Here is a 24,756-nt window from a genome sequence, read left to right as displayed (position 1 = left end):
ACGCACCCGGGCAGCGGGTCGAGGCGGTGCCTCGCGAGCGACGAAGTCGCCCGACAAGCAGCCGGTAATCACAGTCCGAACGCGGCGCGTCGATCCTCCGGGACCAAGTCGGTGTACTCCGGGTGCTTGGCGATCCAGTCCTTGACGAACGAGCAGTAGGGCAACACCGCGAGGCCCCGCTCCCGGACCCCGTCGAGCGCGGCGCGGGCGAGCCGACCGCCCAGACCCCGGCCGCCGAACTTCGGGTCGATCTCGGTGTGCGTGAAAGCGACCTCGTCGCCGCTGACGAAGTACTCGGCAAATCCCACGAGTTCGGTCGCCCGCAGTGGCGGGGCGACCGGGCCCGTCGAAGTGCCGGGAGCGGCCTCGACGGTGGTGAAGATCTCGTAGCGGGACTGCGCCGGGTTATCGGTCACACGCGTTTCCATACCGCTGCCTCCTGGGTCACGATCGGGACTTGCGGCCCGGGCAATGTCGTCCACGCGCACGGCCTTCGGCCAAACCGATCGCCGCGCTCGCGCGTCCCACGGTATCCGGCGCCCGAGGCGGCCAAATCCCGCTCGCCCGGACCCGGACCCGGCGCCGGCCCGATGCGTGCCGGGCCTGGCCCCGGCTCAGGAGTCGAAGGCGGTCGCGCGGGCGACCTTCTCCCACGCGTCGATCTCGGACCGCACGGAGTCGAGCCGGCCGACGATCGCATCCACCGCGTCCGCGCCCAGCGGCAGGTGCAGCGGGGTGGCCTCCGCGGCGAGCGCGGTCAGGATCGCGGCGGCGGCCTTGGCCGGATCGCCGGGCTGTTGCCCGTCGCCCGCGCCGACCATCCCTCGCGTGACGCCCACCGCCGTCTCGGAGTACGCGGCGATCTCGGCGCTGGCACCGGCGGCACCCATCAGGCCGGTCCGGAACGCACCCGGCTCGACCACCAGCACCTTGATGCCGAACGGCCGCACCTCGTCGGCCAGCGCCTCGGACATGCCTTCCAGGGCGAACTTGGTGCCGCTGTAGGCCGAGAACCCCGCGAACGACATCTGCCCACCCATGCTGCTGAGCTGCACGATCGCCCCGGACCGCCGGGCCCGCATGTGCGGCAGCACGGCGCGCACCAGCGCGGCCGGGCCGAAGACGTGCACGTCGAACAGCGCGCGCAGTTCCGCGTCGGTGGTCTCCTCCAGCGCGCCCACGTGGGTGCGACCGGCGTTGTTGACCAGGACGTCGACCCGACCGTGCCGGGCGACCAGCTCGGTGACCACGGTCTCGATCCCGGCCGTGTCGGTCACGTCCAGTCGCACCGCCTCGATCCGACCCGGGTGCGCGGCCACCAGATCGGTCAACGACTCGGGCCGGCGCGCCGCGGCCACCACGGTGTCGCCGGCGGCCACGGCCGCCTCGGTGATGGCCCGCCCGAAGCCGCTGTTGGCCCCGGTGACCAACCAGATCCTGCTCATCGTGTGGTTCCCCCTTGTGATCGTCCCCGCCGACTCGGCATGTCGTCGCCGGCGATTCCCGTGCCATCACTTTGTCGTGCGGCCCGGTGCCCGGTCCAAGACCACCGGTGATAGCCGTTGGTTATCGATGGGACGGCCGCGTACCGGGCGCCGGACGCCGGACGCCGGGCCCGATGCCGGTGCCGGCGAGCCGAGGAACGGTGGGGCCGAAAAGCGGTGGGCCGCCCCCGGATCGCATCACGGCGGGCCGACGACCACCGTCTGATCCGTGGCGCCGGACCGCACCTCGAACACGGTGAATCCGTGCGGCCCGGCCAATACCTGGTGCACGCAGCCGGACGGGATGAACACGACGTCGCCCACCCCCATATGCACCCCGCTCGACAAACCGTCCCCGGAGAAGACGTCGCAACTTCCCGCGGTGACCAGCACGATGGTCTCCTCGCCCTCGTGGTGGTGCACCGCGGTCCGCTCGCCCGGACCGAGCGTGGCGAAGAAGCCGCACAGGCGTGCTGCGCCCGCGGTCGCGGCGGATACACGTTCGCTGATCCGAAGGCCCTGCGCACCGACGACGTCGGCGCCGGGGGGGCACGAGCACGGCTTGGTTCACGGATTCACGGTCGACCATGGGTTCAGGGTCGACGCCGGGCCCCTGCCGGAAACGCGCGTGCCGCCGAACCGCACCGAATGGGCGAGTCCGCCTCCGCTGCCCGTGGGCTCGAACCCGAGCCCGGGACGGCCCTTTCGCAATCTTCGCCACGCCGGCACCCTTGGGGCGGCCTGGGGCGTGTCCGCAAGCCCCCACGTGGTCCGGCCGGGGCCGCGTGCGGTCTCTCGACGCGGGAGCAACGATGGCATACGAGGAGAACCGCGCCGGGCACGTCGTGCCGAACCACGATGTGGCCGCGAGTGCCGCGCGGGCGATCGTGCGGAATGTGGTGGCCGCGGCATCGGCGGCCGGGCGCGCGGTGAGCGTCGCGGTGGTGGACGGCGCCGGCGTACCGGTCGCGTTCGAGCGCATGGACGGCGCGCTGCGGTTCAGCGCGGATCTGGCCACGGCCAAGGCCCGCACCGCCGCGGCCTTCGGGCGGGCCACCTCGGCGATGGAGGAATCGCTGGGCGATCGGCCGGTGTTCGCGCAAAGCTTCGTCCGGCACGGGAGTTGGTATCTGGGCCGCGGCGGTCATCCGCTCCTGGTCGACGGCCGACCGGTGGGCGGGGTCGGGGTCAGCGGGGACGCGGCGGAGTACGAGGACGAACTCGCCCGCGCCGCGGCCGAATCCTTTCGGCGATGACGCGGACGACCGATCCGGTGCCGCGTCCGGCACCGGATGGTCGTCAACCGGGAGCCGGTCAACCCACGATGCGCTTCTCCACCGCCACCGTCGCCCGCTCCACCTCGCGGGCCACATCCCGAACCAGGCCGTTGACGCGCAGCAGCACCGCCGAGGCGACCGTGGTCGCCGCCTCGACCAAGTTCCCGGACGCCGCCGCCGTGCCCGCCGCCGCCGCCGCGCCGCGGACGCCGCTCGTCGCCGCCGGGAACGGCAGCGGCAACGGGCCCGCGTGCGAACGCAGGTCGGAGAGTTGGCCATTCTTCAGGGCCATCACCGCGTCCTCGCCGGACACGTACCCCTCGCAGTGGCCGTATCCCTTCAATGCCGCGTGCAGGAAGGCGGTCGCGTACACGTTGGTGATCGCGTGTTGTTCGGCGAAGCCGATCCCCGGCTTGCCGTCCCGGGGCAGGCCGGGCAGGTGAATGTCCATGTCGCTGGGGTCGAGGAACTGCACGTGGTTGCCGCCGCTGATCTCCACGTACGCCTTGTAGCCCTGCGGGACCAGGTCCAGGTAGTGCACGCCCGATCCGGGTGAGATCTTGTCGTTCTGCCCCGACACGATCAGCGTCGGCGCGGCCACCTTGGCGATGTCGGCGTCGATCCGCGCGTACAGGTCGGGTTCCTTGACATTGCGGCCCGGCGCGAAGCCCATGACGGCGCGAATGCGCTTGTCCCGGGCCGCCGCGACCAGCGCGCCGGCCCCGCCCAGGGACACCCCGACCGCCGCGAAGGCGTCCTGTTTGATCAGGCCGCGCAGCGGGTTGAATCGGTCGTCATCGATGTCGATCAGCTTGTCGATGGCATCGCTGATGGTGTCCGCGTGCACGTGCGGGTCGAGCGCGAGAATGTTCTCCGGGAAGTAGCGGAAGACGATGTAGCCGTGCCGCACCACGTAGTCGGTGAACCAGTCGTACATGTTCGAGCCGGTCCAGGTCGCAGGCGCGAGAACGACGGACGGATACGAGCCCTCGGACTTGTCCGCCGGGGCCAACCAGCCGTCGTACTCGGCCGGGTAGCTGATCTTGGCCAGGGTGAACCCGGGTCCACCGGTCCAGAACGGGAACTCGATGGTGCCGATGCCGAAGGGTCCCGGCTGGTCCGGTCGTACCGGACTCTCGGGTACGAATGTGGTTGTCATGAAGGGAGTCAACCGTCTGCCGGCTCGCTTTCACACGGCGATACTTGGCCAAAGAATCGAAACCCCGGTCACCGTCGTGAGTTGTGGCGATCCAAACGGGCAATCCGCCCGGCCGTCGACGTCCGGCACGGCCGCTGTCCCACACGGCTATTGATGGACCACCAGCAACACGGCCCTGCTGCCGAGACCTGTTCGGCGTCGGTGACGTCGACTTCGTACAGTTCCACCCAGCCGCGGACATGCACCCGGTGCAGCAGGCGGGTGTGCACCGCCTCGCCGCTCACCTGCGGCCCCTGATCGGCCCGGACCACCGTGACCGCCGGCGCACCGCCGTCGAGTGAGGCGAGTCGATCGATCGGCTCGTGCGCGCCGGGCCGGCGGCCGTGCTCAGCGGCCGGAGTCCCCCGAGACCAGCCGCAATCGCACCCGCTCACGCGGGCTCTCGGCGGTTCCGCTGCCGAGGCCGCCGGCGATACCGAAGCCCAGGCCGTCGGAGCCCGCGGAGCCGTCACTGAGGAGTCTGCACATCGCTTCCTTGGAGTGGTTGCCCTCGTCGAGCAGTCGACGGATCAGCGGCTCGTCCTCCGGCCGGTCCGCGCGCTCGGGGTCGGCGATGCCCTCGGACAGCCGCTGGACCAGATCGAGCAGCGCGTGGTCCTCGGGCGTCAGGCCACCGGCCCGCCATCCCTGTGCGGCCGGATGATTGCGGCGCAACGCCGCACCCGCCGCCACCGCGCGGGCCGAGTTCGCGTCGCGCAGCACGGCTATGGCGCGCGCGGCCCATGCCTGCGGGCTCTGCCGGCGACGGTACGCGAGCCGATGCTCGGGTGGCGCGACGCGGCGTCGTGCGGTGCGCACGGCGGCGACGTGTCCGCGCATCCGGTCCACCGTCGGGCCATCGACCCACTCGATGCCCCAGGCCGCGATGCCGTCGACGACGATGCACACCTCGGTCCCGGCGACCCTGGTCAACTCCTTGTCCAGCCCGACCTCCCGGATCCCGCGATCGCTCACCGCTGCTCCTTCCGATCGCGTGATCACCCGTTCAGCCACTGCTCCGGATCATGCCCATGCCGAAGGATCCGAACACAAAATACATCTGCAGGCCGATATGAACGATCAGCTTGTATTTGCAATCCAATAATGGGCATTCGGCCGGCAGATGCAAATTTCCCCCATTGACCGAGTCGACCGCCGCGGCCGCCGACACCCCGCAGTCGGCCCCGACCCGGGTGTTCAGTACGGGAGTTGCTCATGCACTCGCAGCAACAGCTCTTGCAGGATGCTGCGTTGGCCGGCACCCTGCTCGAACTCCAGGCCTACTGAGACGCATTCGATACGGAGAGCGGTTCGAGTCGGGCCAGCACGGCGCCCAGCGCCTGCTCGCGGGGCAGTGCGGCGCCACGCTCGTATGCCTCGCGGTAGCCGGCGGTGCCCAGGGTCGCGACGAGCCGGTCCACCAGCAGTCGCAGGTCCGGACTGCCCGCGTCGAAGATGCCGCGCAGTGCCGCACTCAGCCCGAGTGCCTCGGCCGCGCCGACCGAATCGCCTTCCCACCGCAACACCGCGGCGAGCAGCTCCGCCGTCGGCGCGACGTCCGCCAGATCCCGACGGACGACCGCCGCGGCGGAAGTCGCGGGCAGCAACTCCCGGGCACGCGCGACCGGGTCGGCCCGATCCGTGCCGGCGGACGGCACCGGGTCGATCTCGTGCGTGCGACCCGTCGACGCTGGGTCGACGTTCTCTTCGGCGGTCGCCTTGGCAGTCGCCTCGAAGGTCGCCTCGGCGGCCGTGAGCAGCGTGGCCAACCGCCCCTGCGCGAGCATGTCGCCGACCATCTCGGCGGGCAGCGACAGGCTCTCGGCAAGCGACCCCAGGCGGTCCAGCATCCGCTCCGCCGCCCGAAACTCCCCTGCTCTGCGGTGCAGTTCGGCGCGGCCGGAAAGTGCCGCAAGCTCCAGGTACCGGTGCCCGCGCGCCCACGCCTGCCGGTCCGCGGCCTCCAGCTCGGTCCGCGCACCGGCCAGGTCGCCGACCCGCATGCGCTCGGCTGCGAGCGTGCCCCGGTACAGCGACGCGTCGTCCGCAGCGCCCAGTTCGCCGGCAAGTGCGACCGCCCGCTCGAACGCGTCGATCGCGGGCTCGTGTTCACCGCGCATCGAGTGGTGCGCGCCGATGGCCATCAGCGCCGTCCCCAGACCCCACCGATCGCCGACTGCGGCGAACCCGGCCAGCGCCTCGGCCCGCGCGCTCGCCCCCGCCTCCCAGTCACCGCGATCAGTGTGCACGAAGTCCGTCATCCAGTGTGCACAGGCCCGGACCCACGGATCCGCCCCGGACGCCATCCGGGCCAGTTCACGCTCGCCCGCCTCGGTATTCCCGGACAGGAACGCGGCCAGCGGCAGTCCCACCACAAGCGCCGGGTAATGCGCGAACACGTCGGTGCTGGCGCAGGCTTCGAGCAGCGAACGCAGTTCCTCACCGTCCGCGAGCCGCGGCGCGCCGATCCCGGCCAACAGGCGCATCACGGCAAACGCGGCCCGCGCGTGCTCGGGCAGCGCGTCGCCGAAGCGCAGCACCTCGGGCACGATGGTCTCGAACGGCGCACCGATCCCGCGTATCCCCCAATACCAGAACAACGCACCTGCGAACCCGGCCGCATCCGCCGCCTGCCCGGCGTCCACGAACGCCCGCAGCGCGGCCATCAGGTTGTCGTACTCCGCATCCAGCAGCGCAAGCGAGTCCAACTGCGCGGACGTGCGCAGGAGCGGGTCCTGCTCGTACGCTAGCGCCAGGAAGTAGCGCTCGAACCGCACCGCGAACCCGGCCTGTTCGCCGGCCAGCACCAACTGCTCGGCCGCATAGGCGCGCACCGTCTCCAGCATCCGGTAGCGCGGTTCACCGTCACCGACCGCGTCCACGATCGACTTCTCCACCAGCGAGCCGAGTACGTAGAACACGTCTTCCACGGGCAGCAGTTCGTCGGCACACACCGCTTCCAACGCGGCCACCGTCGCGCCGCCCGGGAACACCGACAGACGTCTGGCGAGCAGTTGTTCAGGCTCGGCCAGCAGATCCCAGCTCCACTCGACCACCGCGTGCAGCGTGCGCCGACGCGGCGGCTCGGCCCGGCTGCCCGAGCCGAGCAGGCGGAAGCGGTCGTCCAGTCGCCGCGCGATCTGCTCGACACTCATCGCGCGTAGCCGGGCGGCGGCCAACTCCAGCGCGAGCGGCATCCCGTCCAGCCGCCGGCAGATCTCCACCACCGGGCCGATCGTGCCGGCATCGAGCGCGAACCCGGGACGCACCGCACCGGCCCGATCCAGGAACAATCGCACCGACGCCGCCTCGGCTGCCGCGGCGAGGTCCGCGTCCGGATCGCCGACCGAAGTCGGCACCGGCAACGGACCGACGCGGCACAGCGCCTCGCCGGTGATGCCCAGCGGTTCTCTGCTGGTCGCGACGACGGTGAGCTGCGACAGCCGGTCCAGGAGGCGGTACGTCAGCTCCGCCGCCGCGTCGACCAAGTGCTCGCAGTTGTCCAGGATCAGCACCGCCGCACCGACGTCGAGCAGTTCGGCGACCCGGTCCAGCGCGGTACCCGTCCGGCGCGGCCGGCCATCCGAGGACCGCAGATCCCACGAGCCGAGCGCGGACAACACCGCGTCGGCCACCCCCTCCGGCGTACCCACACCGGCCAACGGCACGAACCACACCCGACCGCGCCGGTACGCCTGATGCCGGGTCACCGCCTCCACGGACAACCGGGTCTTGCCCGCGCCGCCGGCGCCGACCAGGGTCACCAGCCGGGAACCGGCCATCAGCACGGCGAGCAGCCGCAGTTCGTCGTCCCGGCCGAAGAAGCCGGTCAGCCGCGCCGGCAGCGGCGGGGCGGCGGCCTCGGAACGTGCCACGGGCCGGTCCAACTCGCCGCGCAATACCGCGAGATGGGTCTCCCGCAGCTCGGCGGACGGGTCCACTCCCAGTTCTGCGGCCAGTCGGCCCCGAATGTCCTCGTACCCGGCCAGCGCATCCGCCTGGCGACCCACCGCGTACAGCGCCCGCATCCGCATGGCCGCGGTCCGTTCGCGCAACGGGTGCGCCGCGCAGGCCGCCTCCAGGTCGGCCAGCGCCTCGGCATGCCGACCCAACCGCAGCTCCGCCTCGAAGCGGTCCTCGGCCGCGTCCACCCGCAACCCGTCCAGCCGCGTCGCGACCGCCCGGGCAAACGGCGCCTCGGCCAGGTCCGCCAGCGCCGGCCCCCGCCACAGCGCGAGCGCCTCGGCCAACACCGAGGCCGCCTCGTCCGGTCGGTCGGCGGCCAACTCGCGTCGCCCGCGCGCGGCCAGCTCCTCGAAGCGATGCGCGTCCACGTCCTCGGCGCGCATGCCGAGCCGATATCCGCCGCCGACCAGGTCCACCGACACGTCGGCCGGCCGCAACACCTTGCGCAGCCGCGACACCAACGTCTGCACCGCGTTCCCGGCATCCGCGAGCGGTTCGGCGCCCCACAGCCCGTCCACCAGCGCGTCCACCGACACGACCCGGCCCGCGTCCAGCGCCAGCCTGGCCAGCAGCATGCGCAACCGCACCCCGCCCACCTCGATCGGCGCGCCGTCATCGCCCTGAGCCCGAATCCCGCCGAGCAACCCAACCTGCATCCGGCCAGGATCGCAGAGCCCCGATCCCGGTCGGCGGGCGGTGGGCACGCGGACTCGTTGGTGAACGTGGCGGTGGCAAGTCGACAGCCCCCGCCGGTCCGAATCGTTCCGGTGTGCGGGCCGGTGTTGCCGGGGCCTTTGTAGAACCGCAGGCCGGTGGCGAACCCGCGCGTGTTGGCGCCGAATTTTGGTCGGAGGCTGTGAATCGGGTCGTGCGGCATGGGCGATGGCGGGCGCCCGGCCGGGGATCCACACCCCCGGCCGAACGCCCGCACACGAACCATGGAGCAACAGCGCTCAACCCGTCACGGGCAAACGCTCGTGCACGGGGTTCCGAACGCCGTAGCCGAGGCCAGCGGGATCGTCACCGAGGACGGGTTGGCCGGCCCCGACTTCACCTGCCAGATGCCGGCCAGCAGGCCCGGGGTCTGGGTCAGGGTCGCGGCCAGGTGCGGGGTGTCGGCCGTGGTGACGTTCACCCGGATCCGGTGGCCCGGGGCGATCGAGGCGAAGGTCGGGAAGACCTCGATGTCGTAGCGGGTGATCTGGTTCGGCTGCACGGATGTCGTGGTGGTCTGGGTGGACGGGTGGTACGGCATCAGGGTCGTGCCGTCCGGGGCGTACCAGGTGCGAGCCGGGTCGAGGGCGCGGTGCGAGCCGGCCAGGGCGCCGGAGCTGAGCGGGACGGAGGAGCCGTCGGGGGCCACGTCGGTGACGGTGACCACCCAGTGCGTCTCGGGGGTGTTTGATTGGGCGTACAGGGTCGCGCCGATCGGACCGGCGAGCACCTTGGTCTCGGTCATCGGGGCGGTCGTGTAGACCAGCGAACTCGAACCGGTCTCCCGCGCCGTGTTGCTGTCGGTACAGGCGGGATCCTTGATGAAACCGCCGATCCATTGCGCGGTCGAGCGGGTACACGGACTGTTGTTGGTGGTCCAGCTGATCCACTCGCTGCCGTTGCCGGTGGGCGCGTTCGGAGTGAGCAGGCCGTCGTTCGCGGAGGCCGGTGCGCTGCCGGTGCGGCCCTTGTCCAGGTAGAGGCGGGTTGGGTCGGCGCCGGTGAACGGATAGTTGCGGGTGTCCAGCCAGCGGTTGCTGCCCAGTTCCTTGACGTGCAGCGGGTTCGGGTTGGCGCCGCCGGTGATGCCGGTGTCGATGCCCTTCAACCACTTGTCATACCACCGCAGTTGCAGACCCGGCAGGTCCAGCGTCGGGTCCTGGCGCGGGTCGTGGTACCACGGCCCCATCAGGAGCTGGTAGCGGTCGGTAACCGGCTGGCCGGCGATCATCGGCGCGCCCACCGGGCGGCCCGCCCACGCGTTCTGCAGACCGGCGTAGTTCATCAACGCGCCGCGCTGGAACAGGTCGTACCAACCACCGACCAGGAACGCGGGCACGCCATTGGCGACCACGTTGCCCAGCAGGTCCGCCGGTCGGCGCTGCTGCCAGAATGTGCCGTCGTACGCCTGCTCGCCGCCGCCGAGCAGGCCGGTGAGGATCGGCAGGTTGGCCGAGGCGACGCCGCCGAGGTGTTGCAGCTCCAGGGTCAGGGTGTCCAGGATGTTCTGCGTCGAGCCCTGGCGCAGTGCCTCGGCCAGCGGTGCGGTCATGTGCGAGATGCCGGTGTAGGTCAGCCAGAAGGACATGAACTGGGCATCCGGGATGCCGCCCATTGTGGCCAGTTCGCGGTACAGGTCGTTGCCGGCCACCAGCGGGAAGATCGCCTTGACCGGCGAGTTCGGGCCGACGGACGCGGCGGTCATGATCTGGTTGATGCCGGCGTAGGAACCGCCGTTGAGGCCGACCTTGCCATCGGAGTGCGGCACCTGAGCCGCATAGGCGACCAGTTCGGCGCCGTCCTGGGCCTCCTTGGGCGCCCACGGCGACCACGAACCGTTGGAGGTGCCGGTACCGCGCACGTCCGCGGCGATGGCGATGTAGCCACGCTGGACGAACCAGGACAGCTCGGCCTCGGTGGAGCCCTTGCCGTACGGGGTCTGGGTCAGCAGCACCGGGAAGGAGCCGGCTGCGGGCGTGTTGGTGCCGGCTGCGGCCGGTGTGTAGACGTCGACGCGCAGGACCGTGCCGTCGGACATCGTGACAGGCAGGTTCTGCTGCTTGGCGATGCCGTACTGAGCAACGCTGCCCTGCACGAGCGGCGTCGCAGCGGCGGGCGTCGAACTCGCGGGTACCGCGCCGAACAACGCGGCGAGCAGGGCGAGAGTCGAGGCGAGGGCGACGCCGATACGTCGGCGGGCCGCTCTGCGTGCTGTTCGTTGCCGGGGAGAGTGGACGGGTATGTGGACGGACACCCTTGGCCTCCAAGGATCACGCGATGCGAGGGGGGACGGTGGCGCGAAGTGCGTTGGGTGGGATGGATGGAATCGGTAATCGTTCGCGTCGGGCCCGGACGGGCCCGACGGCGCAGGACGGGCACGGCCGCGAGGCGGGGCGTGCCGAGACGGCCGCATGGCGGCTCGGCCCACGGGGCCGGCCGGCGGCTGCGTCGTGCTCGAACGACGGACGACCCGGGCCGCCGACCACTCCGGGTTCCCGGAGAGCGGGCCGTGGCAGGGCCGCACGACGTTCGAGAACGACCGTTCGGGGGGTGTCGAGAGGCGAGCATCCCGGTCAGGGCGCGAACATCCCGGTCGGGACGGAGCGCCCGGGTCGGAACACAAGCGTCCCGATCAGGGCGCTAGCGTCCCGGTGAGTGCTCGGCGCACGGAGGCGGCTCGAAGGTCGCCGACGAGGGCGTGGGTGACGGTGCCGGGGATGACCCAGCCGCCATGCAGGTGGGCCAGCACGCGGAAGGCCGCGCCCGCAACCCCCGCTTCGTGCAGCCGGGTCAGGTAGCGCTCCCCCTGGTCGCGGACCGGGTCGTATTCGGCGACGGTGATCACGGCCGGCGGCAGGCCGCTCAGGTCGGGCTCGTACATCGGCGAGACTCTGGGATCGCGCGGGTCGGTGACGCCGGCCAGGTAGAGGCCGAAGAACTCGTTACAAGCCTCGGGGGTCAGGCCGCCGAAGTCGAGGTTCGCCTCGGGGTCGGGGTCCATCCGGGTCAGGTCCAGGCAGGGCACGTCGAGCAACTGGGCGCACGGCATCGGCAGTTCCCGATCGCGGGCGACCAGGCACAGCGCGGCGGCCAGATTGCCGCCCGCGCTGCACCCGCCGACGGCGATCCGCTCGGAATCCAGGCCGAGTTCGGCATGGTTGGCGTGCAGCCACGCGTAGCCCGCGACGCAGTCCTCCAGCGGTACGGGGTAGGGGTGTTCGGGCGCGAGCCGGTAGTCGACCAGGGCCACCGCGCAGGACACCAGCGAGGTGATCGGCCCGAGCTCGACTTCGGCGGTGTCCAAGTCGCCCTGGAACCAGCCGCCGCCGTGGATGAAGTAGAACACCGGTGCGACGACGGGCAGTCCGTCCGGTCGCAGGATCCGGACGGTGATCTCGCCGTCCGCGACCGGCACCCGGTGGTCGGTGGCGGTGACGTCGTCGGGCCGGCCGGTGAACGCCAGTCGCATGGTCGCGTTCGCGAGCTTGCGCCGCTCCTCCAGGGTCCCGGGCGGCTCGTTGTTGTCGCGGTGGGCGGCCAGCAGGTCGATGATGCGCTGAATCGGCGGATCCAGGGGCATGGGTCAGCTCTCCATCACGGGGTCGGGCACGGGGTGCGACAGGGAAGGGCCGGGCTTGGGCTTGGGCTCGGGCTTGGCCCGGGAGCCGGACCCGGAATCGGTCTCCGGCTCGGGCTCGGATCCCGGCTCGGACCCGGGCTCGGACCCGGGCTCGGACCCGGGCTCGGGAGCGGCCGCGGTAGGGACACCCCCGGTCGCCGCGCCCGACCGGTCGATCGCGCGCGCGTCGGTGCCGAGGTAGCCGGCGATCACGGCCGGGTCGGTGCGCACCTGTTCCGGTGCGCCCTCGCTGATCACCCGCCCGGCGGCCAGGCAGTACAGCCGATCGCTGATCGACATCATGAACGGCATGTCGTGCTCGATCACGATCATCGCGGCGTCCAGTTCCCGGCGCAGTCGCAGCAACAGCGGGCCCAGCGCCTCGGTCTCGCGTTGGGCGACGCCGGCGGTCGGCTCGTCCAGGCACAACACCCGTGCGTCCAGCGCGATCAGGTTGGCCAGTTCGACGATCCGCCGGGTGCCGGTGGACAATTGCGCCACTGGCGTATCGGCGTAGCGGCCCAAGCCGACCAGGTCGATCAGGTCGGCCGCCTCGGCCCGTCGGTGTCGTTCGGCGCGGGTGGCGGCGGGCAGGAGCAGTGCGGTCGACATCAGGCCGGAGCGGCGGCGCGCCTCCAGCGCGACCAACACGGTCTCCCGCACCGTGAGTTCCGGGAAAAGGCGGGCCGCCTGGAAGGTGCGCCCGAGGCCGAGCGCGGCCCGCCTGGCGGGGGCCAGGCGTGAGACGTCCCGGCCGAGCAGTTCGACCGTTCCGGTGGCCGGTGCGAATCCGCCGATCGCGTTGAGCAGCGTGGACTTGCCCGCGCCGTTGGTGCCGATCAGACCGAGGATCTCGCCGGGGCGCAGCTGGATCGATACCGAGTCCACGGCGGTGTTGCCGCCGTAGCGCACGGACACCCCACGCGTGACCAGTACCGGAGCGTCGGTCGGGGCCGCCGGCGTCTCGGTCCGCTCGCGAACTCGCAGGGAAGGTTCCGGTTTCGGCACAGGCGTCGACGGCGCGGGTTCCGCCGACAGCCGCCCTTCGGCCCAGCGCAGCACCGCCGCGCGCGCCGCATTCGCGATCTGGGTCAGTCCGCCCGGGAAGTACAGGAGCAGTACCAGCAGTCCGATGCTGGAGGCGAAGATCGGCACGAGCGAGTTCCCGGGGAAGAACGTGGGCAGTCCGATCACCCACACCGCCCCGATCACCGGGCCGACGGTGGAGCCGAGGCCGCCGATCACCACGATCGCCACCAGGGTCAGCGAATCCGAGACCTGGAAGAATCGTTCGGTCAGCGGCACGCTCTGCACGCTCCCCGCGAGCAGCGCGCCGCCGAGTCCGGCGATCGCCCCGGACAGCGCGAACGCGGTGACCTTGGTGCGCAGCGGCGCGACGGTACAGGCGGCCGCCGCCTCCGGGTTGTCGCGCACCGCGATGGTGCGCCGCCCGGTGCCGTGCGCACGCAGCCGGGCGATCAGTGCCAGGACCACGATCAGCACGGCCAACAGCACGTAGTAGTAGGTGCGTTCATTGGACAGGTCCAAGCCGAACAGGTCGCCTCTGGGCAGCGGCACCGAGGACGCGTTGCCGTCGGTGAGGAACGGCCGCCGGTAGAGGTAGCCGGCCGCGGCGACGCCGAGTGCGAAGGTGCTGACGGCGAGCAGCATGCCGTCCACCCGCAATGCGCCTGCGCCGACGATCGCCGCCAGCGCGGCCGTGACCAGTGCGGCGAGCAGCGCGGAGAGGGCGAACGGCAGGGCCTGGAAGGCGATCGTGCGGTCAGCACCGATGTCGATCGAGACACCCCGGGTGAGCGCGGCCGTAGTCAGCGCACCCAGGCCGGCGAACGCCATCTGGCCGAGCGAGAGTTGCCCGGCCCAGCCGGTGAGCACGGTGAGCGAGCAGGCGCAGATCGCGAAGGCCAGGATCGTGCCGTAGAGCAGGTGCCGGGATGCCTGGGTGACCACGAGCGGCAGCAGCACGGCGACCAGGAGCGGTACGACCAGGGCGAGTCTGTTCAGGTGCCGGATCCACCAGATGCCGCGCAGCCGTTCCGGGATCGGCGCCGGGCGTGGTCCGGTGGCGAACGCGCGCACGTCGCCGCGACCGTCGGTGCGGGCGTCGCGCCGGGCGCGTACCCACACCGCGGTGACCACAGCGCACAACAGCAGGAAGTCGACCAGGCCGCTCTGTTCGACGAAGTTGAACCGAACGGCCGCCTGGAGCACGCCGATCAGGACGCCGGCCAGCATCGACCAGCGGAACGAGGTCAGGCCCGCGACGACTGCGGCGGCCATCGCCCGGACCATGGTGTTGGGGCCCAGGTCGGCGGTGGCGGCGACCCGGCCGGACTGGCCGGCGATCAGGATCATCGCGAGGGTCGAGAGCAGGCCGGCCAGGGTCCAGACCACGGTGGACACGATCTTGGGGCTGATCCCGACCGTGCGGGCCAGGTTGGGATTCTCGGCGGACGCGGTGACCGCGCGGCCCTGGGTGGTCCGGCCGAGGAACCAGGTCAGTGCGCCCGCCACGACCGGGACCACCACCAGGACGCAGACCTGCGCGCCGGTCACCCGGACTCCGGCGATCTCCCACTGCGAGGTGATCGCCACCGGGTAGCTCGCGCGGACCGCGCCGTCCACGTCGGGCAGCGCGCGCACCGCCGCCACGCACGCCTGCGCAACGCCGATGGTGGCGATCAGTACGGTCACCCGGGCCGAGTCGAACAACCGGCGAATCACCGCGAGTTCGACGATGGTGCCGGCGAGCGTACCGACCATCAGGGCACCGACCAGGGCGGCCCAGAACGGCACGCCATAGTTGATCACCGCGAGCGGCAGCAGCGCCGCGCCGATCAGGCCAAGGTTGCCGACCGCGAAGTTGATCACCCGGCTGGAGCGGTACACCAGCACGATGCCCAGTGCGATCAGGCCGATCGCAAGGCCGTTGACCAGGCCGTCGAAGGCGATCTGGCGAGTCATCAGGTCAGCCATGGTCGACACCCTTTTCCTCGGTACCGACGGGATCGACGGAACCGGCGGGATCGGCCGGATCGAAGAAGCCGGCGGGATCGGCGGGAACTGCCGGGTCCCCCGCCTCCGCCTCGCCGCCCAGGAACACCGCCCGAACGAAGTCGCGTTCGGCCAGGTCGGCCGCCGCTCCCTCGAACCGGATCCGGCCCTTCTCCAGGAAGATCGCCCGATCGGCGATCGACATCGCCACGTTCAGCGACTGTTCCACCACGATCATCGCGAGGCCCTCGGCCTTCAGTCGCTCGATCACCGCGAGCAGTTCGGCCACCATCGCCGGCGCCAGACCGAGCGAGAGTTCGTCGATCAGCAGCACCTCGGGGTCGTGCAACAGCGCCATGGCCAGCGCCAACATCTGCTGCTGCCCGCCGGACAGCGCCGAGGCCGGCTCGTCGGCTCGCTCGACCAACTGCGGGAACAGCCCCAGCGAACGCTCGATCCGGGTCCGCACCTGTTCGGGATCGCCCCGGTGAATGTACGCGCCCATCTCCAGGTTCTCCCGCACGCTCATCCCGGGGAACACGCCCGCACCGCCCGCCAACGACACGATGCCCAGCCGGATCCGCTGCTCGGGGGCGACGAAGGTGACGGTACGTCCGCCCAGTCGGATCACCCCGCGTTCGGGCGTGGCCAGCCCCGCGATCGCCCGCAGGATCGTCGACTTGCCCGCGCCGTTGGTGCCGAGCAGTGCCAGCACCTCGCCGCGTCGGACCTCGAAGCCGACGTCGAACAGGACCTGGACCTGGCCGTAGGAGAAGTCCACGTGGTTGAGCTGGAGCACCGGAACCTGATCCGGTCGGGCCTGCCGACGCTCGTATTCCTGGTGTTCCTCGTGCAGTTCGGCCACGATCAGCGCGAGGTCGTCGCGCACGTAGCCGGCGCCGCGCATGATCAGCAGACCGCCGATGACGGTGGCCGGAACCAGGGTGACAAGCACCGCGGTACGCGGGCCGAAGCTGTCGATCAGCGGCGCGGAGACCAGGCCGCCGCCGGTGGCGCCGATGAAGAACACGTAGATGGACGCCATCGCGGTGCCCAGGCCGCGCAGCCGATACGGCACGATCGTCTGCATCAGCGGACCCATCAGCGCGAACGCGCAGGACAGCAGCACGATCTGCGGCACGCCGAAGACGGTGTAGAGCACCGGGTTGGGCGAGAAGTACTGCAGCGGCGCGAACAGCGCCGAGGGCACGATCAACAACCCGATCAGGCGCAGCGCCTGTGCCGGGTCCTCGCGGAAGCGGCGGTCGTAGTAGCGACCGATGAACGGCAGGACGAGCAGTCCGCCGATGCCGCCGGCGGTGCCGACCAGGCCCCGGTCGAACGCGTCCAGGCCGTACTCCTGTTCCAGGAACAGGTTGCCCAGCACGGGTGTGGTGAACAGGCCGAAACCCATCGCCGCAAAGGCCAGGATCACCGTCTTGAGGGTGCGGATCCGGCCCAGTCGGGCGAACGCCGCCTCGATCGAGATCGGCGGCGGGTTCTCGTCCTCGATCACCTCGCCGAGCACGTCGGCCTTCTCCCATTGCCCGCGCGGGGGTTCGGGCAGGAAGAACGCGAACGCGGCGAAGATCACGACCGGCAGGCCGAGCAGGTAGTACGCCCACCGCCAGCCGTCGGGTCCGCCGACCGCCGCGGCGATGCCGCCGACCACCAGCGGGCTGAGCACCGCGCAGAGCCGGCCGGACACGCCGATCGAGGCGCCGAGTCGGCCGCGGATCCCGATCGGGTAGGTGTCGGCCAACAACGACCCCTGCACGGGACCGCTGTTGGACTTGGCCACGCCCGCGCCGAACCGGGTCCAGAAGAACATGAACGCGTTCGTCGCGAAGCCGGACAGGAACACCATCACGGCGAAGAACGCGGTGGAGACGCCGATCACCGGACCGCGCCGGAAGCGGTCCGCGATCCAGCCCATCGGCACCGCGCCGAGCACGGTGAACGCGCCCGCGGCGACGCCGAGGAAGACGATGGTGCCGTTGCCCACGCCCAGGCTGTCCCGGATGTCGGGGGCGAGCACCGCGAGCGCGGCGCCTTCGAGTTCGTCGAGCGCGGTCAGGATCAGCAGCACCGTGAACACGGACGTGCCGCCTCGGCGCAGCCCTTGACGCAGGGTCAGTTGCTCGGCGGCCGGCTTCCCGCCGGTCGGTCCGGGGGCGCCGCCGACACCGGGGACGGCGGTGTCGGCGGCGGGGCCGTGGGGGGCCAGCGGCGACTTCCGGCTGCCGGGTGACGTGCGTCCGGCCGCCCGAGGTGATTCGTCCAGGACCGCACCGGCGAGGTCCGCCAGGTTGCCCGGCTCGCCTGCGGTGTCGTCCCGCTGGGGTGCGGCGGTGCCGCCGTCCATATGTGATCGGCCTTTCTCGTGGTTCGCGTGCCGTCACTTCGTGGCGGAGATCGGCGGCACCGCCGGGAGCATCTGGTTCTGCGCCGGGTCCCAGCGGTACACGCCCACCGCGTCGCCGGCGCTGTGCTTGCCGGGGGAGAGGGAGGCGAGCGGCATGCCGGGCAGCGCGAGCTTGGTCAGCGATTCGGCACCGCGCTGCCAGGACGTGGCGGTGAGGTCGCGGCCGGCGGCGTCGGCGGCCTGGACGAACAGCCGGAACGCGGCGCACGAGTTGGCCACCGCGCTCAGGCTCTCCCGGCTCGCCGCCGCCGCATCGAAGCGCTCACCGACGCCGCCCGCGTTGTACTCGTCCACACACGCCGCCACAGCCGGATCGGCGAGCAGTTCCGACTTGGTCGGGATGTACGGCGCGGCCACCGTCACCCGCTGCATCGTCGCGGGCTTGATCCCGGTGGTCTTGACCACGGCCGGACTGAGTGCCTGGGCCGAGGTCGCGTATACCTGTTCGGGCAGCCAGTTCGCACGTTGCAGCGCGATCATCAGGTTGGAGAAGTTGGACGTGTTGAGGATCGTGTCGGCGCCCGCCGAGCGCATCTTCTGGACCAGGGTGTCCAACGCCTGGTCGCCGGCGGCCTGGTCGGTGCCGTAGTCGTCGAGCGGGGTCTGCACGACCACGTCGACGCCGGCCGCGTCCAAGAGCGGCTTGACGGTGTTCTTGGTGACCGCCGCGTCCTGGGCCTCCCAGTAGAGCGCGACCTTCTTGCCCTGGAGCAGCTTCTGGTCGAGCAGAGCCTTGACCGCGGCGGCCCGCTGCCGGTCGTCGGCCATCTCCAGCGCGACGAACGGCGCCTTGGAGCGGCGGTCGCGTTCGGCGGACTGCCCCCATTGCCCCAGGTACGGCGTGCCGTGCGTCTCGGTGAAGCACAGCGGGGTGTCCCCGGTGAGGATGCCGATCGCCAGGAACACCTTCTTGTCCTCGCTCAATTCCACACACGCGGCCTGCGCCTCGGCCGGGCCGGTGGGCAGGAACGGGCGGAAGGCGAGTTCGATGGTGCGGCCCTGGACACCGCCGCGCTTGTTCTGCGCGGCGATCCAGGCGGCGTACATGTCCTTGCTCGCCGGGCCCTCGCTCGGCACGCCGAAAGCCTTGAGCTGGGCCGGGTCGGTCGCGGCGACGCCGAGCTTGACGGTGGTGTCGGTGACGCCGCGCGCGGGGCCGCTCGGGGCCGCGGCCGGGCCGGCGGGCTTCCTGTCGTCCGACTTCTTCTCGACCGAGCAGCCGACCGAAGCGGTCAGGCCGAAGGCGGCGAGCAGGACGCCTACTGCGATACGTCGCGCCGGAGCGGGTCCATCTCCTCGGAGCAACACAAGGGCTCACCTGTCCTTCGAAGGAAGCAGTGGATCACGGGTGGTTCGGTCGCGGCTCCGGGGCTGGAACAGCGAGTGGAGCAGCGGTGGAACGGTGCGGTCCGGCGGCGAAGCGCCGGCGGGGTCGACGAATGGGTGCGGTCAGCGGGTGCGGTCGACGGGTGGAATCGGCGGGTGGAGTCGGCGGGTGGAGTCGACGAGCGCGGGATCGGCGCGACCGCGGTGAGCAGCACCGGGAGCACCGACGTGCGACGGCGCATCCGTGGTGGGAATGGCGGCCGGGTGGCCCTGGCCCCGACGAATCCGGGGGGATTTGTGTTGTCACATCACGACGGCGGGACGCTAACATCGAATACATGCCAGATGGAAGGCTTTCGTGGACGGCATCATCCCGACTCCTCGCCGGCGGTACACACGGCAAGGCCGAATCGCACCACCGCGACACCCCTCGACCACCGTTCTCCGGGGCGGACCTGCGCTATTGCGACCTGCCCGCGGTCGGGCCCGATCCGGGCACCGCGCCGCTGCTCCTGCTGCACGGATTCGCGGGCAGCCTGGCCGACTGGGACGGCGTCGCGCCGCTCCTGGCGCGGGATCGACGGGTCCTCGCGTACGACCATCGCGGGCACGGTGACAGCACCAAGTTCGCGGACCGATCCGCCTACACGTTCGACCACCTCTTTGCCGATCTGGAGGGGTTCGTCGAGCGCATGCTGCCCGAGCCGATCGATCTGCTCGGCCACTCGATGGGCGGCGTCCTGGCGCTGCGGTACACGCTGGCCCACCCGGACCGGGTGCGCTCGCTCGTGCTGATGGACACCGCCGCCGAACCCACCTCCACGCCGCTGCCGCGGGTGCTCAGCGCGGGCATGAACGCGGTGGTGGGCAGGTTCGGCCTGGGTCCGCTGCTGACCGTGCTCAAGCCGTTCACCCGCACACCGGCGGACGCCACGCCCGAGGACTCGGCCCGCCGCGAGCGGCAGACCCGCGCAATCACCGGGATGGACCCGGAGGCGTTCGTCGGCTGCGCTCGGGCGCTGGGCGCGTACCCGTCGCTGGTCGGCCGGTTGGCCGAGTTGTCCTGCCCGGTGACCGTCGTCGTCGGCGAACACGACCGACGGCTTCGGGGCGCGGCCGAGCAGTTTGCCGCGGGTATTCGGGGGGCGGAGCTACGAGTCGTCGCGGGGGCCAAGCACAGCCCGCAGACGGAGCGGCCGGATGCCTGGTTGGCTGCGGTCCGCGGGCACCTGGCCCGCTGACGGGGTCGGCGCGGGCTTCGCCCTCAGGCGCCGGTCCGGCTCTGTCCCAAACGCCGGACCGGCTGAGGGGACCCGCCTTCGACCGAGGTGGCCCCACCCGCCGGCCGGGCTGGATTTCGCATGACTTCGGTGAATTGTTCGGCATCCCGAAGCGCTTGGCGCACCGGCATCGCTCAACCTGCCGGATCGTTCGACCTCCCGAGTCGCCCAACCCCTCGGCTCGCCCACCCACAATCCCTCACTGTCGACTCGCACAAACCCCCCGCGTCGCCCACCCCCAGCTCGCTCCCCCGGGCAGTTCGCCCCCGGATTGATTGCCTTCATGGGCCCTCGGAAGTCGGGCTCGGTTCTGTTTGTTTTCTCCGACACGAAGGAACGATCGCGTGATCTTCAGTACCGACTTTCCGCCCGGGCGGTGGCGGGCCCGGTGGATCTGGGCCGAACCGGAGGGTGGACGTCCACAGGGGCGGCATGCCGTCGCGTTGCGAGCCGTTCTCGATCTCGATCGAGTGCCCGAGCGGGTACCCACGCGCGTGGTCGCGTTGTCCGGGTACGCGCTGGCCGTGAACGGGGTCGAGGTGGCGCGCGGGCCGGTGCGCGCGAATCCGCGCATCCGGCCGTACGACGACCTCGATCTGGCCGCCCATCTGCGGCCGGGCGCCAACCTCGTGACCGCGCTCGCCTGGATCCACGACGGGCCGAATCCGTGGTGGTTGCCGCCGTCGCCGTTCGGCAACGACCTGGTGCACGGCGCGTTCGTGCTGGAGGCCCGGCTCGGTCCGGATGCGTGGTTCGTCACCGACGAGCGCTGGCAGGCCCGCGTCCTGGACTGGTGGACCGCGACCCCCGGCGGCGGCACCGTCTCCGGGCGCGGCCGCGAGTTGCTCGACGCCCGTGCGCTGCCTGCCGATTGGCAACATCCCGACCACGATCCCGGTTGGCCGGCGGCGGTACTGCGGCGCGCGATGACCACCGGCGAGCCGGGTCGGCCCGAGCCGCCCAGCTACCCGGGCGGCCCGTTCGGCGGCCGGCCGATCACCTGGCCACGACCGCACGAGACGATCCTGACCCCGAGTTCGGCCGGCGCGTACGCGGCGAAGCAGGTGCTCTCCGGCACCCTGGTCGTCGATGCCCACGGCCCGGCCGGCGCCGAGGTCGTCGTGCACACCGCCGAGTTCGTCGACCCGAGCGGACGGCCCGCTCCCGGCGAACACGACGCGAGCTTGGCGGTGACCCTCGACGGCACCCGTCGCGAGCTGGAATCGTTCGACTCCTACGGCCTGCGCGGCGTCCTGGTCGAGGCCCCGGACGGCGTCACCGTGCACCGCGTGGCGGTCCGCGAACGCACCTATCCGGTCACCGGCGACGCGTGGTTCGCCTGCTCGGATCCGCGCCTGGAACACATCTGGCGGGTCGGACGCCGCACCGTGACGCTGTGTTCGGCGGATGCCTACGTCGACTGCCCGACCCGCGAGCAGCGGGCCTGGACCGGCGACGCGGTGGTGCACCAGTTGGTCGACCTGACCACCAACTCCGACTGGCGGCTGGCCCGTTGGCATCCCCGGCTGGCCGCGTCGCCACGCTCGGACGGGATGTTGCCGATGGCGGTGGCCGGAGACGCCGAGTGGGCCGACTTCACGGTGATCCCGGACTGGGCGCTGCACTGGGTGCACTCGGTGTGGAACCTGTACCGCTACGTCGGCGATCGGGAGGAGATCGCCGAGCTGCTGCCGGTGGCCGAGCGGGTGTTGCGCTGGTTCGTGCCGTTCCTGGACGACACCGGCGTGCCCACCGACGTGTTCGGCTGGGTGATCATCGACTGGTCGGCCGTGCACACCGAGGGCGTCTCGGCGGCACTGTGCGGCCTGTGGGGCCGGGCCCTCCTGGAGTTCGCCGAACTGGCGGACTGGCTCGGCGATCCGGGCCGGGCAACGTGGGCGCGCACCACGCATGCCCGGCTCGTCACCGGTTTCGAGCGGCTGTGGGATCCGGAGCGGGAGCGCTACGCGGACTCGATCGCGGACGGTGAGCGCCGCCCGATGGCGTCCCAGCACGGCCAGGCGGCGGCGATCGTGGGCGGCCTGGTGCCGGCCGAGCGGATCGCGCGGCTGGTGGCCGTGCTCACCGCCGAGGAGGACCTCGTGCACGCCGCCTTCAGCGCCCCGGACGGGCCCGCCGAACCCGGCTCGGACACCGAGGTCGGCGGCGCGCACCTGCGGGCCGGGCCGCCGAAGCCGTGGTGGGACACCGGCCGCCGGGTGGTGCGCGCCCAGCCGTTCTTCCGCTACGTGGTGCACGACGCGCTGGCGCAGGCGGGCCGGGCCGACCTGATCGCCGGCCTGTGCCTGGACTGGGTGGCCCTGCTCGCGCGCAGCGACACCTCGTGGAGCGAGACCTGGTACGGCGGCACGATCAGCCACGGCTGGTCCTCCACGCCCACCCGCGACCTGATGACGCGCGTGCTGGGCGTCGAGCCGGCCGAACCCGGCTTCGCGGTGGCCCGGATCGAACCCGCGCTCGGCCGGCTGACCCGGGCGTCGGGCGCGGTGCCCTGCCCGGCGGGACCGATCGAGGTGGTGGTGACGCCGAGGCTGTTGAGCGTGCACAGCCCGGTGCCGTTCGTACACGCCGGCCGGTCCTACCCCGCAGGCCGGCACGACATCCGCCGGCCGGACTGACGCGGGCTCACCTCCCGGTCACCGCTTCGCCGTTCCACCGTCCTCGGGCAGCGGAACGGCGAGCACGGCCAGGAAGCGGTCCAGGAACTGTCCGTAGGCCGCCACCATGTCCACCCGGTCGGGTTCGAGCAGCCACTGCACCTGGAGACCGTCCATCGCGGCCAGCATCAGCTCGGCGCTGTGCTCGGCGTCCACGTCGGCGGCGATGTCGCCGTCGTCCCGGGCCTGCGCGAGGTGCCCGGCGGCGATCTCGCGCGCGATCCGGTAGCGCTCCACGAAGTACGCGTGTGCCGGATGCGCGGGATCGGTGGCCTGCACGGACAACGTCGCGAACAGCCGGATCAGCAGCGGCTGCCGGGCGTTGAGCGCGACCACGTCCCGGCTGGCCCGCACCCAGGCGATGCCGGAGACGTCCACCGGCTCGTCCGGGGTCAACGTCAGCTCGTCCTTGTAGCGCAGCACCGCGGTGAGCAGTTCCTCCTTCGACGCGAAGTGGTGCCGCAGGCCGGTATGCGACAGGCCCACCTGGGCGGCGATCTCGCGCAGCGAGACCGCGTCGTACCCGCGCGTGGCGAACACCTCCAACGCCGCGTGCACGATCTCCTGCCGCCGTGCGACACCTCGCGCGTACGGGCCCCGTGCCCCCGTGCGATCCGACATCCGTCCGGCTCCCCTCGTGAAAGCATTCCACCTGGAATGTATTGAATGTAGTGTGCCCCGCGTGTCGCAGGCCAACGGTCATGATGACCGCACCCTTCCCCCGTCCTCGGCCGAAAAGGCGTCCGGCGCCTTCGAGCCGCTCGAAACCACTCCCACTCCCACCCCCACGTACAGCCCCAGGGCGCCGGACGCCCGCATCGACGAACACATCGAGGCGGCCCTGGCCCGACTCGATCTCGAAGCCAGGGTCCGCCTGCTCACCGGGTCGGGATTTTGGCGAACCGCCGCCGAACCCGCCATCGGACTGCGCGAGATGGTGCTGTGCGACGGCCCGGCGGGAGTGCGGGGCGAGCGCTTCGACGAACGCGAGCCGTCCGCGTCGCTGCCGTGCCCGACCGCGCTCGCCGCGTCCTGGGACGAGGACCTGGTCGAGCGGCTCGGCGGCCTGCTCGCGATCGAGGCGCGCCGCAAGGACGTGGACATCGTGCTCGGCCCGACCGTCAACCTCCAGCGCAGCCCGTACGCCGGCCGGCACTTCGAGTGCTACTCGGAGGAGCCGCTCCTGTCCGGCCGGATCGGCGCGGCACTGGTGCGCGGCATCCAGACCGGCGGCGTGGCGGCCACCGTCAAGCACTTCACCGCCAACGACTCGGAGACCGAGCGCTACTCGGTCGACGTACGGATGTCCGAGCGCGCGCTGCACGAGATCCACCTCGCCCCGTTCGAGGAGATCGTGCGCGCGGGCGGGGTCTGGGCGCTGATGGCCGCGTACAACAGCGTGGACGGCGTCACGATGACGGAAAGTCCGTTGCTGGAAACGCCGTTGCGCACCGAGTGGGGATTCGACGGATTGGTCGTCTCGGACTGGTTCGCGACCCGCTCCACCGAGGGCGCCGGGCGCGCCGAACTGGACCTGGCGATGCCGGGTCCGGGGCCGGATCGGCCGTGGGGCGCGGCGCTGGTGGCCGCGGTACGCGCGGGCCTGGTCCCGGAGGAGGCGGTGGAGCGCAAGGTGCGCCGGCTGCTGCTGCTCGCGGCCCGGGTCGGCGCGCTCACCGCGATCGTGCCGCCCACGCCCGCGCGCCCGGCGCCGGACTCCGCGGCCCTGCTGCGCGAGGCCGCCGCGGCGGGCATGGTGCTGCTGCGCGACACC

16 protein-coding genes and 1 pseudogene are annotated in these 24,756 nt (G+C 71.7%); 4 read left to right on the top strand and 13 right to left on the bottom strand.

What is annotated here, in order from left to right:
• Nucleotides 1-68: 68 nt before the first annotated feature.
• The 3 genes from ABZS54_RS23885 to ABZS54_RS23875 form a co-directional block, all read right to left on the bottom strand.
• On the bottom strand, nucleotides 69-428 hold the full coding sequence (locus tag ABZS54_RS23885; protein ID WP_355539558.1) for a GNAT family N-acetyltransferase: 360 nt from the start codon (nucleotides 426-428) through the stop codon (nucleotides 69-71).
• Between the two features lie 186 nt (nucleotides 429-614).
• Nucleotides 615-1,445, bottom strand: coding sequence for an oxidoreductase (locus ABZS54_RS23880; RefSeq protein WP_355539555.1), 831 nt, complete (start codon nucleotides 1,443-1,445; stop codon nucleotides 615-617).
• 237 nt (nucleotides 1,446-1,682) lie between these two features.
• Nucleotides 1,683-1,952 carry a cupin domain-containing protein gene (locus ABZS54_RS23875; protein WP_355539609.1) on the bottom strand — a complete coding sequence of 90 codons (270 nt, stop codon included), beginning with the start codon at nucleotides 1,950-1,952 and terminating at the stop codon, nucleotides 1,683-1,685.
• Nucleotides 1,953-2,296: 344 nt separating this feature from the next.
• Here ABZS54_RS23875 and ABZS54_RS23870 point away from each other — a divergent pair, with 344 nt between their 5' ends.
• Nucleotides 2,297-2,740: a heme-binding protein gene (locus tag ABZS54_RS23870; RefSeq protein WP_355539552.1), complete on the top strand. Its 444-nt coding sequence runs from the start codon at nucleotides 2,297-2,299 to the stop codon at nucleotides 2,738-2,740.
• 58 nt (nucleotides 2,741-2,798) lie between these two features.
• Here the strand turns inward: ABZS54_RS23870 and ABZS54_RS23865 are convergent, their stop codons facing one another.
• The 9 genes and pseudogenes from ABZS54_RS23865 to ABZS54_RS23825 all read right to left on the bottom strand — a co-directional run bounded on the left by ABZS54_RS23865 (nucleotide 2,799) and on the right by ABZS54_RS23825 (nucleotide 19,006).
• Nucleotides 2,799-3,920, bottom strand: a complete 1,122-nt coding sequence (locus tag ABZS54_RS23865; protein ID WP_355539549.1) for a dienelactone hydrolase family protein — start codon at nucleotides 3,918-3,920, stop codon at nucleotides 2,799-2,801.
• A 387-nt stretch (nucleotides 3,921-4,307) separates the two neighbouring features.
• The gene (locus ABZS54_RS23860; protein ID WP_355539546.1) at nucleotides 4,308-4,934 is read right to left on the bottom strand and encodes a hypothetical protein; all 627 of its coding nucleotides are present in this window, start codon (nucleotides 4,932-4,934) and stop codon (nucleotides 4,308-4,310) included.
• 305 nt (nucleotides 4,935-5,239) lie between these two features.
• The gene (locus ABZS54_RS23855) at nucleotides 5,240-8,581 is read right to left on the bottom strand and encodes a BTAD domain-containing putative transcriptional regulator (RefSeq protein WP_355539543.1); all 3,342 of its coding nucleotides are present in this window, start codon (nucleotides 8,579-8,581) and stop codon (nucleotides 5,240-5,242) included.
• Between the two features lie 59 nt (nucleotides 8,582-8,640).
• Nucleotides 8,641-8,802, bottom strand: a pseudogene (locus tag ABZS54_RS23850) (DUF4082 domain-containing protein); the annotation flags it as partial.
• Between the two features lie 84 nt (nucleotides 8,803-8,886).
• Nucleotides 8,887-10,893: a CocE/NonD family hydrolase gene (locus tag ABZS54_RS23845; protein WP_355539540.1), complete on the bottom strand. Its 2,007-nt coding sequence runs from the start codon at nucleotides 10,891-10,893 to the stop codon at nucleotides 8,887-8,889.
• Nucleotides 10,894-11,271: 378 nt separating this feature from the next.
• Nucleotides 11,272-12,219, bottom strand: coding sequence for an alpha/beta hydrolase (locus ABZS54_RS23840; RefSeq protein WP_355539537.1), 948 nt, complete (start codon nucleotides 12,217-12,219; stop codon nucleotides 11,272-11,274).
• Between the two features lie 3 nt (nucleotides 12,220-12,222).
• Nucleotides 12,223-15,255, bottom strand: coding sequence for a branched-chain amino acid ABC transporter permease/ATP-binding protein (locus ABZS54_RS23835; RefSeq protein WP_355539534.1), 3,033 nt, complete (start codon nucleotides 15,253-15,255; stop codon nucleotides 12,223-12,225).
• Entirely contained in the window at nucleotides 15,248-17,638 is a 2,391-nt protein-coding gene (locus tag ABZS54_RS23830; protein ID WP_355539531.1) for an ATP-binding protein, read from the bottom strand. Before ABZS54_RS23830 ends, ABZS54_RS23835 begins: the two co-directional genes overlap by 8 nt.
• A 33-nt stretch (nucleotides 17,639-17,671) precedes the next feature.
• Nucleotides 17,672-19,006 (bottom strand): ABC transporter substrate-binding protein, encoded by a 1,335-nt coding sequence (locus tag ABZS54_RS23825; protein WP_355539528.1) that lies wholly within the window; start codon nucleotides 19,004-19,006, stop codon nucleotides 17,672-17,674.
• 356 nt (nucleotides 19,007-19,362) lie between these two features.
• Between ABZS54_RS23825 and ABZS54_RS23820 the strand changes: the two genes are divergently transcribed.
• Both ABZS54_RS23820 and ABZS54_RS23815 read left to right on the top strand, forming a co-directional pair.
• Nucleotides 19,363-20,265, top strand: a complete 903-nt coding sequence (locus tag ABZS54_RS23820) for an alpha/beta fold hydrolase (RefSeq protein WP_355539525.1) — start codon at nucleotides 19,363-19,365, stop codon at nucleotides 20,263-20,265.
• Between the two features lie 383 nt (nucleotides 20,266-20,648).
• On the top strand, nucleotides 20,649-22,943 hold the full coding sequence (locus ABZS54_RS23815) for a hypothetical protein (protein ID WP_355539522.1): 2,295 nt from the start codon (nucleotides 20,649-20,651) through the stop codon (nucleotides 22,941-22,943).
• An 18-nt stretch (nucleotides 22,944-22,961) separates the two neighbouring features.
• On the opposite strand, the gene ABZS54_RS23810 is transcribed toward ABZS54_RS23815, so the two are convergent.
• Nucleotides 22,962-23,603: a TetR/AcrR family transcriptional regulator gene (locus tag ABZS54_RS23810; protein WP_355539519.1), complete on the bottom strand. Its 642-nt coding sequence runs from the start codon at nucleotides 23,601-23,603 to the stop codon at nucleotides 22,962-22,964.
• A 196-nt stretch (nucleotides 23,604-23,799) separates the two neighbouring features.
• Between ABZS54_RS23810 and ABZS54_RS23805 the strand changes: the two genes are divergently transcribed.
• The coding region (locus tag ABZS54_RS23805) for a glycoside hydrolase family 3 N-terminal domain-containing protein (protein WP_355539606.1) at nucleotides 23,800-24,756 on the top strand (957 nt) is incomplete at its 3' end.

The sequence above is a fragment of the Embleya sp. NPDC005575 genome (assembly GCF_040605455.1).
Taxonomy (GTDB): Bacteria; Actinomycetota; Actinomycetes; order Streptomycetales; family Streptomycetaceae; genus Embleya.
Note: the sequence above shows the minus strand (reverse complement) of the source record. Positions and strands in the feature narration are given on the sequence as shown.

What these genes read in the sequence shown, in the direction of transcription:
- ABZS54_RS23830 (WP_355539531.1), bottom strand. Translation starts at nt 17,638, where the DNA reads ATGGACGGCGGCACCGCCGCACCCCAGCGGGACGACACCGCAGGCGAG.
- ABZS54_RS23810 (WP_355539519.1), bottom strand. Translation starts at nt 23,603, where the DNA reads ATGTCGGATCGCACGGGGGCACGGGGCCCGTACGCGCGAGGTGTCGCA.
- ABZS54_RS23870 (WP_355539552.1), top strand. Translation starts at nt 2,297, where the DNA reads ATGGCATACGAGGAGAACCGCGCCGGGCACGTCGTGCCGAACCACGAT.
- ABZS54_RS23880 (WP_355539555.1), bottom strand. Translation starts at nt 1,445, where the DNA reads ATGAGCAGGATCTGGTTGGTCACCGGGGCCAACAGCGGCTTCGGGCGG.
- ABZS54_RS23820 (WP_355539525.1), top strand. Translation starts at nt 19,363, where the DNA reads ATGCCAGATGGAAGGCTTTCGTGGACGGCATCATCCCGACTCCTCGCC.
- ABZS54_RS23840 (WP_355539537.1), bottom strand. Translation starts at nt 12,219, where the DNA reads ATGCCCCTGGATCCGCCGATTCAGCGCATCATCGACCTGCTGGCCGCC.
- ABZS54_RS23865 (WP_355539549.1), bottom strand. Translation starts at nt 3,920, where the DNA reads ATGACAACCACATTCGTACCCGAGAGTCCGGTACGACCGGACCAGCCG.
- ABZS54_RS23885 (WP_355539558.1), bottom strand. Translation starts at nt 428, where the DNA reads ATGGAAACGCGTGTGACCGATAACCCGGCGCAGTCCCGCTACGAGATC.
- ABZS54_RS23855 (WP_355539543.1), bottom strand. Translation starts at nt 8,581, where the DNA reads ATGCAGGTTGGGTTGCTCGGCGGGATTCGGGCTCAGGGCGATGACGGC.
- ABZS54_RS23835 (WP_355539534.1), bottom strand. Translation starts at nt 15,255, where the DNA reads ATGGCTGACCTGATGACTCGCCAGATCGCCTTCGACGGCCTGGTCAAC.